Here is a 2,661-nt window from a genome sequence, read left to right as displayed (position 1 = left end):
CGCTGCATACTACGTAATTGGTGATGATGAGCAAAGCAGGCTTAGGCGTATTATTATGATTACGCCTGCGCTTGAATATGTCATCAGATATCATTTTGGTTATTTTATTTCTTCGTAATCTACAAATTCGCCTTCGCTATCAGGGAATTTGCCTTTTTGATTTTCGGGGACATAATCAACTTTTACCCGGCCGGTAGGTTTTTCCTGGCTTTTATAATTGGTTTGCTGATTTTGTTGTTGCTGTGCCTTATTAACCATGCTTTGAAAAAGCATAGGCAGAGCCCAGCGCACTATGGCCCTCAGGATATATAATATTGCGATCGCAATAAATAGAAAACGGATCAATTCTTCCATCTTGTTAAATTCTTATTAATAAAGCGTACAAATATAATATTATAACGACAAAATTGTTTGCTTATGATTAGTGTTGTTGTTATGACAGCGCGGATCAGGCTATTGTTACATCAAAGAAATGTCATTTCATATTGTCAGTGATCTTGTTTCAAAAATCTTGTTTCATCACTCCTAAAATTGTCAATTTGTAATCGTTTGATTATCAATGATAAACTTCAAAATCATATCTAAAAATACTGACGAATAAGTTGTTACATTTTGTTACATCACTTTTTAGTAATTATCTTATAAACAATACTTTAAGTCGAAATCTTGTTTCACTTGTTACATTTTGTTACACCATCGCGTGTAACAAAATTCATTTTTGTCATGGGCAAATGACACGCGGCTTTTAAATATTTATCAAAACTTTTCTTCCATCATCTTCTCCAGCGCGAACATTTCATCACGCAGCTTGGCGGCCAGTAAAAAGTTCATATCCTTAGCAGCGGCAAGCATATCTTTTTTTGTATTGTCGATTGATTTTTTCAAATCACTTTTAGACATGTACTGGACAATAGGGTCGGCGGCCATAGTCATTATATCCGTTTCCACATAAGCCTTTTGCACGCCACCCTGGAAATCAACTACCGATGTTTGCTCAATAATTTCTTCCCTGGTTTTGCCAACAGTTAACGGGGTGATACCGTTAGCTGTATTGTAGGCAATTTGCAATTCGCGGCGGCGAGTGGTTTCGCTCATGGTTATTGCCATGGAGTCGGTAATTTTATCGGCATACATAATTACCCGGCCACGGTCATTACGCGCAGCGCGGCCAATGGTTTGTATCAATGAGCGTTCACTGCGTAAAAAGCCTTCCTTATCCGCATCCAAAATAGCTACTAATGATACCTCGGGCAGATCCAGTCCTTCGCGTAATAAGTTTATACCTATCAGCACATCAAACTCGCCTAAACGCAGTCCCCTCAATATTTCTACCCGCTGCAGGGTTTTAACCTCCGAGTGTATGTAGCGGCATTTAATACCTAAACGATCCATGTATTTGGCCAACTCCTCGGCCATACGCTTGGTGAGGGTGGTTACCAATATACGGTCGCCCATTTTAATGGTTTTGTCTACCTCGTCCAGCAGATCATCCACCTGGTTAATTACCGGCCTTACCTCAATTACAGGGTCGAGCAAACCGGTTGGGCGTATCACCTGCTCTACAACCACGCCGCCCGATTTCTCTAATTCAAAATCAGCAGGGGTAGCGCTTACATAAATGGTTTGCGGTGCCAAACGCTCAAACTCCTGGAAATTCAGCGGGCGGTTATCCATAGCTGCTGGCAAGCGGAAACCATAATCAACCAATGATATTTTGCGCGAACGGTCGCCACCATACATGGCCCGTATTTGGGGCACGGTAACGTGGCTTTCATCTATCACCATCAGGTAATCATCCGGGAAATAATCCAACAAACAGAATGGCCTTGCACCAGGCGCGCGCCCATCAAAAAAGCGGGAGTAATTCTCGATACCAGAGCAATAGCCCAACTCGCGGATCATCTCCAGGTCATAGTTAACCCTTTCTTCCAAACGTTTGGCTTCCAGGAAACGGCCATCGCCAATAAATTGCTTCTTGCGGGTTTCCAGTTCTTCCTGTATGGCCCAGATAGATTGGGTAAAACGCTCTCTTGGCGCTACATATAAATTGGCAGGATAAAGCACCATGTGTGTCATTTTCTCTACCGTTTTACCGGTGCCTATGTCAAAGGTGCTTAACTCTTCAATATCATCGCCAAAAAAAGATATACGATATGCATAATCCATATAAGCCGGGAAAATATCAACCGTATCGCCCTTAACACGGAAGGTACCGCGCTTAAAATCGGCAGTGGTGCGCGAGTATAATATCTCTACCAAACGATGTAAAAAGGCATTCCTGCTAATACGCGTACCCACCGCGAACTTAAATACCGAGTTGGCAAAATCTTCGGGGTTACCCATACCATAAATGCAGGATATGGACGAAACCACAATAACATCCCGCCGGCCACTCATTAATGCCGATGTAGTGCGCAGGCGTAGCTTTTCAATTTCCTCGTTTATCTGCAGGTCCTTTTCTATATAGGTATTGGTGGTGGGTATAAAAGCTTCGGGTTGATAGTAATCGTAATAAGATACAAAATAGTTAACCGCGTTTTCTGGAAAAAACTGCTTGAACTCGCCATACAGCTGCGCCGCCAGCGTTTTATTATGACTTAAAACCAGTGTAGGTTTTTGCGTTTGCTGTATAACATTGGCAACGGTAAATGTTTTACCCGA

Annotated in this window: 2 protein-coding genes; both read right to left on the bottom strand. The window is 42.2% G+C overall.

The window, feature by feature from the left end; genetic code table 11:
• Window positions 1–99: 99 nt before the first annotated feature.
• On the bottom strand, window positions 100–354 hold the full coding sequence (locus JWP71_RS14450; RefSeq protein ID WP_299501312.1) for a DUF4834 family protein: 255 nt from the start codon (window positions 352–354) through the stop codon (window positions 100–102).
• 402 nt (window positions 355–756) lie between these two features.
• Window positions 757–2,661 (bottom strand): excinuclease ABC subunit UvrB (uvrB, locus tag JWP71_RS14445; protein WP_299501310.1); only part of this gene is annotated, 1,905 nt, incomplete at its 5' end.

This window comes from Mucilaginibacter sp., assembly GCF_028287845.1.
Taxonomy (GTDB): domain Bacteria; phylum Bacteroidota; class Bacteroidia; order Sphingobacteriales; family Sphingobacteriaceae; genus Mucilaginibacter.
This window is presented reverse-complemented; position numbering and strand designations above follow the sequence as displayed.